At 37.6% G+C, this 6863-nt stretch carries 7 protein-coding genes; 3 read left to right on the top strand and 4 right to left on the bottom strand.

The window, feature by feature from the left end; all coding sequences use genetic code 11:
- Positions 1–139 precede the first annotated feature (139 nt).
- Genes E4661_RS06565 through E4661_RS06555 form a run of 3 tightly spaced genes read right to left on the bottom strand, consistent with a single transcriptional unit; the run spans position 140 to position 3201 of the window.
- On the bottom strand, positions 140–883 hold the full coding sequence (locus E4661_RS06565; RefSeq protein WP_136466025.1) for a uroporphyrinogen-III synthase: 744 nt from the start codon (positions 881–883) through the stop codon (positions 140–142).
- A 6-nt stretch (positions 884–889) separates the two neighbouring features.
- On the bottom strand, positions 890–1546 hold the full coding sequence (locus E4661_RS06560; RefSeq protein ID WP_136466024.1) for a DUF4271 domain-containing protein: 657 nt from the start codon (positions 1544–1546) through the stop codon (positions 890–892).
- Positions 1543–3201 carry an ArnT family glycosyltransferase gene (locus E4661_RS06555; RefSeq protein ID WP_136466023.1) on the bottom strand — a complete coding sequence of 553 codons (1659 nt, stop codon included), beginning with the start codon at positions 3199–3201 and terminating at the stop codon, positions 1543–1545. The genes E4661_RS06560 and E4661_RS06555 overlap by 4 nt, the downstream gene beginning before the upstream one ends.
- Positions 3202–3323: 122 nt before the next feature.
- Here E4661_RS06555 and E4661_RS06550 point away from each other — a divergent pair, with 122 nt between their 5' ends.
- The 3 genes from E4661_RS06550 to E4661_RS06540 are packed head-to-tail and all read left to right on the top strand — an operon-like array spanning position 3324 to position 5812.
- The gene (locus E4661_RS06550; RefSeq protein WP_136466022.1) at positions 3324–4052 is read left to right on the top strand and encodes a polyprenol monophosphomannose synthase; all 729 of its coding nucleotides are present in this window, start codon (positions 3324–3326) and stop codon (positions 4050–4052) included.
- Positions 4053–4054: 2 nt separating this feature from the next.
- Positions 4055–5389 (top strand): dihydroorotase, encoded by a 1335-nt coding sequence (locus E4661_RS06545; protein ID WP_136466021.1) that lies wholly within the window; start codon positions 4055–4057, stop codon positions 5387–5389.
- A gap of 3 nt (positions 5390–5392) precedes the next feature.
- The gene (locus tag E4661_RS06540; protein ID WP_136466020.1) at positions 5393–5812 is read left to right on the top strand and encodes a DUF4296 domain-containing protein; all 420 of its coding nucleotides are present in this window, start codon (positions 5393–5395) and stop codon (positions 5810–5812) included.
- Here the strand turns inward: E4661_RS06540 and E4661_RS06535 are convergent.
- Complete coding sequence (locus E4661_RS06535) at positions 5787–6854, bottom strand: NAD-dependent epimerase/dehydratase family protein (protein ID WP_240751423.1); 1068 nt, start codon at positions 6852–6854, stop codon at positions 5787–5789. The genes E4661_RS06540 and E4661_RS06535 overlap by 26 nt on opposite strands.
- Positions 6855–6863: the final 9 nt, after the last annotated feature.

The following is a 6863-nucleotide window of genomic DNA, read 5'->3' as shown; positions in this document are numbered from 1 at the left end:
CCCTTTGCAGACTTTTGAGGATTCCATACTTTTAGCAAAAGAAAAGCTCATCGAATACAATGAGCTTAAAGGTTCTTTTCAAGTGTCAGATTAACCACAACTGTCAGGTTAAGTAGTGGCTAGTACATATAAGTAAATACTATTTATTCACACTAGTAATGTACTTCTGCAGCGCCATCGTCATTGACGGCGTTTCAGGAGTTGGTGCCTGAATGTCAATTCGAAGTCCAGCCGCTGTAGCCGCTTTAACGGTACTGTTGCCAAATACTGCTATGCGCGTGTTGTTCTGTTCAAAGTCTGGGAAATTCTTTAAAAGTGATTCAATGCCCGATGGGCTAAAGAACACCAAAACATCATAATAAACGTTCCTTAGGTCGGAAAGGTCGCTGATTACGGTTTTGTAGAATATACCACGTTTCCAGTCAACCTGAAGCTCGTCCAATGCTTGGGGAACAATGGCCTTTAATGTATCCGATGATGGTAAAAGGAATTTTTCATCCTTGTACTTTTTGATCAAAGGAACTAGTTCGTTGAAGGTGCGTTTGCCCACATAAATTTTACGCTTACGATAAACCACATACTTTTGGAGATAGAAGGCAACCGCTTCGGACTGACAAAAATATTTCATGGTATCAGGAACCTTGAAGCGCATTTCTTCAGCAATCCTAAAAAAATGATCAACAGAATTTCTACTGGTAAGAATTATGGCCGTAAAATTGTTAAGATCAATTTTTTGCTGTCTTACACTTTTGGCTTGAACTCCTTCAACATGGATGAAAGGTCTAAAGTCTACTTTTACCTTCTCTTTCTCAATTAATCTTGAATAAGGGGAATTTTCGATTTTAGGTTCAGGTTGGGAAACCAAAATTGTCTTTACTTTCATAAACTTTCAATCTTTAAGATAGGTTCCAACTATCACTAGGGGTGCAATTTCGAGTGTGCAAAGGTACAAAATAAAATAGAACAAATACGGAGTGAGCACTTTTTGATAGTTCTTCAATAGCTTTATGAATCCTATGGCATTAATCGAAACAATTAAGACAAACGCCGTATAAAACACAATTTTAGAGTCATTTGCAATGTATATGAGTACAACGTTTGCCACAAACATAATCAGGCTACTGTAGTTCAGGTATGTAGTTTTGTTGAACAAAACTTCCGTTATCAAACCTTGCGTGTCAAAAATGTAGGCCTTCGTGAGTTGAAGCAGCAGCTTGACCAACTGAAATGCTACGATTCCTCCCAATATCATAAAAAAAAGGGTTGAAAGATTCTGATTTTCAACAACAAGAAAGGAGGTGAAAACCAAAAACAAGAACAATGAAAAATTTAGCAACTGGAAGATGGTTAATAAGATATGGAACCAATTGAACAGTGCTCCTTTTTTACTATGAAGCACCACATATTTGTTGTTAAAAGGTAGAATCATAAAGTTCATGAATCTACTTTGAAACAAATATTTTCCCACGGCCAAAACGACTAGACTTGCAAAAAGTACTAGGGTTATCCAGTCAATCGAGTGCACAGCCTTGTATATTGGATTCATTTGGTCATTTTAATTGGGATGCCGTTAAGGCCGGAGAGCAGTCCGTTTTCAGAAATACCAATTCGAAAATACCCAGGGTTTTCTAGTTTAGATTTTGGAAGCTTAAATTTATAAAAGGCTGTGTCCTTTGGCTTAAGACTTGGTGGATTTTTCTTGGTCTCTTCCACAGTCAACGGCATCAATTGTTTTACTTGTTTATACTTATTTGAATACGCTATTGTATATCTTAATCGGTTCAAAGGTATTTCAAAGGGGTATGGATTATATACCTTTAGGGAATATTGATTTGAACCAACCACTTTATCTACAATGCACTGCAGTCTTCGGTAGGATTGAAAATCATCCATAAAAATACCATAAAAGACCGTGCTGTCTGGATGTTTGTATGAAAAGTCACCCTCTTTCCTATACTTTGATGAATATAGAATTTTTTCACCCCTTACCCGTTCCTCCGAACCGTCAATCGAATATTGGTTCTTTCTATACATATAATTATTGAGAGAAAAAGAAGATTCCCCTGAATAAAATTCATACATGGGGGATCTTCGGTATGAATTCTCAAAAATTACAGGTGCACCTTTCGCTTTGGATTTCAATGATTGAACCCACTCTTTGTTACCATGGGTTTCAAACAATAAAGGAACCAGAGGTTGATAGATCAACCACACTCTGGCGTATAAAAGAATTATCAAACTTATAAGACCCATACGGTACATCCATTTTCTACTTTGGGCATTTTTCAATAAGTGGTTGAAGGCAAGAACTGCCATAGATATGGAAACCACGATAATCCATTGAGTTTGCACCCTACGATTAAAACTGGATATAAAAAAGAAAATAAGAACTCCGTATGTTAGGTATTTAAGGGCTTTAGTAAACTTGTCGGTTCCTTTTGTTTTTATTAGGGACAAATAAACCCAATAGAAAAGAAGTCCAAAAATGGCCACAAGATTTACAAGGTACCCAAGAGTGAATTTTTCAAAAGAATATGCTTGATTGGGTCTTTCGAACAAGTGGTATTTGATTGAAACAAAATCGTGCTCGTACAACCACATAAAATGTGGAGTATAAAAAAGCAACGCAACCAAAACGGCAAGCCAGGCTCTACCATTTCGAACTAATTGGATATTTGAAAGAAAAACAAAAAATATTACCAAAACCGCATGATATTTACTGTACATCAAAGCAGCCATAACAAGCCCTAAGAAAAAGGAAATCCAAATCGTTGGGGTTTCTAGAAAACGTTTATATAGATATAGGAATAGAGCTGTGAAAAACAGCAAAGGGGTATCTGGTAGTGTCAAAAATCCATACGCGTTCATTAAGGTCATCGAAAACAACAACAAGAAAAAATGGATGACATAATCGTTCTTTTTTGGATGGTCAATAAGCAACCATAAAAAACAATATGTTCCAACAGAAAGTACACAGCTCATAAAACGCACCCCGAGCTCACCTTCAAAGAACAAGCTGCTCAATTTAATGAGGAAAGCCACCATAGGTGGGTGGTCAAAATATCCCCAATCAAGGTTTTGTGCATAGTACCAATAATATGCCTCATCATAGATAAGTTCGGTAAAATAGCTTTGCAAAAGATTGAGAATAAAAAGGACAGCCAGAAGAATAAGGAAAAGTCTAGGAAACTTTTGGGTCATCAAATGGGATTTTAGAAGGTTCAAAGTTACAAATATTGAATTACAGCACAGCAATTAAAGCATAGATCAAGACCTGTGGGCAACACAGAAAACCGTATTTTAGCGCTTCTAATCCAAAACGAATGGCAGACGGTCTGGTAATCATACCCACTTTCAATGAAATTGAGAACATTGAAGCCATTGTGAAAACGGTTTTTGATTTAAAAAAAGACTTTCATGTTTTGGTGGTGGATGATAATTCTCCTGATGGCACAGCTCTAAACGTACAAAAATTACAGGAGCAGTTTCCAAAGCGTCTTTTTTTGGAGGTACGAAAGGAAAAATCTGGATTAGGCACTGCCTATATCCATGGCTTCAAATGGGCTTTGGAGCGGGATTATGAGTACATTTTTGAAATGGATGCCGATTTTTCGCATCGACCAGCAGATTTATCCCGATTGCATCGTGCTTGCCTCGATGGAGCAGATGTTGCTATAGGTTCTCGATATAAAAAAGGAGTAAATGTGGTGAACTGGCCACTTTTTAGAATCTTGTTGTCCTATGGAGCTTCATTTTATGTGAAAATAATTACCGGAATGCGGGTCCATGACCCTACAGCTGGATTTATTTGCTACCATAGAAAGGTTTTGGAAGGAATCAATTTGGATGCTGTGCGTTTTATCGGATACGCTTTTCAAATTGAAATGAAATATCGAGCCTACCTTAAGGGTTTTAAAATTCAGGAGGTATCCATAATTTTTACCGATAGGGTCAATGGAAAGTCCAAAATGAATTCTGCTATTATCCGTGAGGCCATTTTTGGTGTAATAGCAATGAAATTTAGAAGCATATTTTTTAAAAAGAATTTTTGATAATGTCCAAAACCCTTCTAAAAAATGCCACTGTTGTTAATGAAAACAGAGTTTTTGAAACAGATGTGTTGTTGCAAGACGATTATATCGTTCGGTTAGATCCAGATATTTCGGATGCCAATGCCAAAACCTTTGATTTGGAAGGAGACTTGCTCTTTCCGGGAATAATTGATGACCAAGTTCATTTTAGGGAGCCGGGACTCACCCATAAAGGAGACATTGCCTCGGAAAGTAGGGCAGCTATTGCTGGGGGTATTACTTCCTTCATGGAACAGCCCAATACCATTCCGCAGACAACCACAATAGAGAAACTCGAAGAAAAGTTCGCAATAGCTGCTAAAGATTCTTTTGCCAATTATTCTTTTTTGTTCGGTGGAACCAATGATAATTTGGAAGAACTAAAAAAACTTAATAAAAAGTCGTGTTCAGGAGTAAAGCTGTTCTTAGGGTCTTCCACAGGGAATATGCTCGTTGATAACGAAGCGGTTCTTGAAAAAATATTCAAAAACACCGAAATGGTCATTTCCACTCACTGTGAAGATGAGAACACCATCCGGGCAAATATGGCCAAATACAAGGAAATGTATGGTGATGATATTCCAATAGGCACGCATCCTATTATAAGAAGCGAGGAGGCCTGTTATCTTTCCTCATCAAAAGCTATCGCATTGGCGAAGAAGACTGGTGCAAGACTTCATGTTTTTCATCTTTCAACCGGTATTGAAACCGATTTGTTTACCAATAAGATTCCTTTGGAGGAAAAAAAGATTACCGCAGAGGTATGTATTCACCATCTTTGGTTTTCTGACGAAGATTATGACGAAAAGGGAACCTTGATCAAATGGAATCCGGCAGTTAAGACCAAATCTGATAGAGAAAGGCTATGGGATGCACTTCTGGACGACAGAATTGACGTTATAGCTACAGATCATGCACCGCACACCATTCAGGAAAAAAATAACCCCTACACCAAAGCACCTTCAGGTGGGCCGTTGGTACAACATGCGTTGCTGGCCATGTTACAAAAACAGGAGGAAGGAAGAATCACTTTGGAGAAAATCGTTGAGAAAATGTGCCATAATCCGGCCAAGCTTTTTGATTTGGACAAGCGCGGCTTTATTCGAGAAGGATATTATGCTGATTTGGTTCAGATCAATCGAAATACCCAAAACGAAGTTAAAAAAGCTAATATTTTGTATAAATGTGGGTGGTCTCCGTTTGAAGGCGTTACTTTTGGGTCTGAGATCATGCGTACTTTTATAAATGGCCACTTGGCCTTTGAGTTAGGTAATTTTTCACCGAAAAAGAATGCAAAACGACTCACTTTTGATCGATAAAATATGGTAAGGATCATTCCAATATTTTTAGCATTGATTATGTTTTCCTGCAATGAAAAAGTTGTGGAAAAACCCGAAAACCTAATTCCCAAAGAAAAAATGGTACAGATTTTACATGATCTGGCAGTATTAAATTCGATAAAATCCACCAATCAATTGATGTTGGACCAGAACAATATCAAAATCATGGATTTTCTTTACGAAAAATATGGTATCGATAGCGTGCAATATGTGCAAAGTGATTTATACTATGCTTCCATTCCTTTGGAATACCAGTCCATTTATGAAAAAGTAGAGGCCATATTGGAAAAAAAGTCCAGTGATTTTGAGCAAATTACACAGAAAAGAAATGACAGTGCTCGAAAAGCACGCGAAAAGAAAAAAGAGGTAAACAATACTAAGAAGACAGTGTCCGATTTGTAAGTATTGAGCAACAGAATTTTATTGCCTTGTCCAAGTCTTCAAATTCGAAATCAATAGCATCTTTGATTTTCTTGTTACTGTAGGTTTCCTGATAATATAAACCTTTCACCATATTTTTGGTTAATTTCCTTCTTTTACCCAATAAATTACTCTTTAGCCAGTCAGTTCTCCAGGCTATTTCAAGAAGCCAAAATGGAATAGGTTTAGAAGGAGCACTTACCTGGAGCTCTGAGGCCATTTTTTGAAAGAGTTCTTTATAGGTAAGGTTTTCATTGACCAAAATAAATTGCTCACGGCTAATGTTGGATTTCATTAATTTCACCATGGCCCCGACCACATCATGGATTGAAACAAACCCTGTGCCGCCAGGAAAATAGCTTTTTTTCTCTTTAGAGGCATACTTGAAAAATGTACCGCTTCCAGTATGCCAAAAACCAGGACCTAAAATAACCCCTGGGTTTACAACAACTACTTGTAGACCTTCTTGAGACCCTCGCCAAACCTCTAATTCCGCTTCATGCTTGGTTAGCCCGTAAACGGAAACATTGGTATCTTTCCATTCGTTTTCCTCAGTAGTAACCTTGCCTTTTGAACTTGGGCCTATAGCCGCAATGGAACTCACATAACAGAGTTTCTTTACTTGATGTTCCAAACTAAGATTGACAATGTTCGCCGTACCTTCTACATTGGCTTGGACCAATGCCGTGTAATCTTTTGGACTAAAGGAAATCAAAGCGGCGCAGTGGTATACCAATTCTATCCCCTCAAAAAGGGGGATAAGGGAACTAATGTCAGAAATATCAGCCTTGACCCATGTAATTCTTTGAAGCAGGGTTGAAGGTGTATCAGTATAGTATCCAAAAACCTCTTCGACTTTGTTTATCGAATCTTTCTTTCGATAGCTCGCTCTAATATTTTCCCCGCTTTTTGCCAACTGATACAATAAATGGGAGCCAACAAGTCCAGTACCTCCTGTAACCAAAATCATTAGGTAAAAGTACCCAATTGGATTGGATTTATTCAGGTATATGGGAACTTTCATTTTATATTT

The sequence above is a fragment of the Flagellimonas onchidii genome, assembly GCF_004804315.1.
Classification (GTDB): domain Bacteria; phylum Bacteroidota; class Bacteroidia; order Flavobacteriales; family Flavobacteriaceae; genus Flagellimonas; species Flagellimonas onchidii.
Note: the sequence above shows the minus strand (reverse complement) of the source record. Positions and strands in the feature narration are given on the sequence as shown.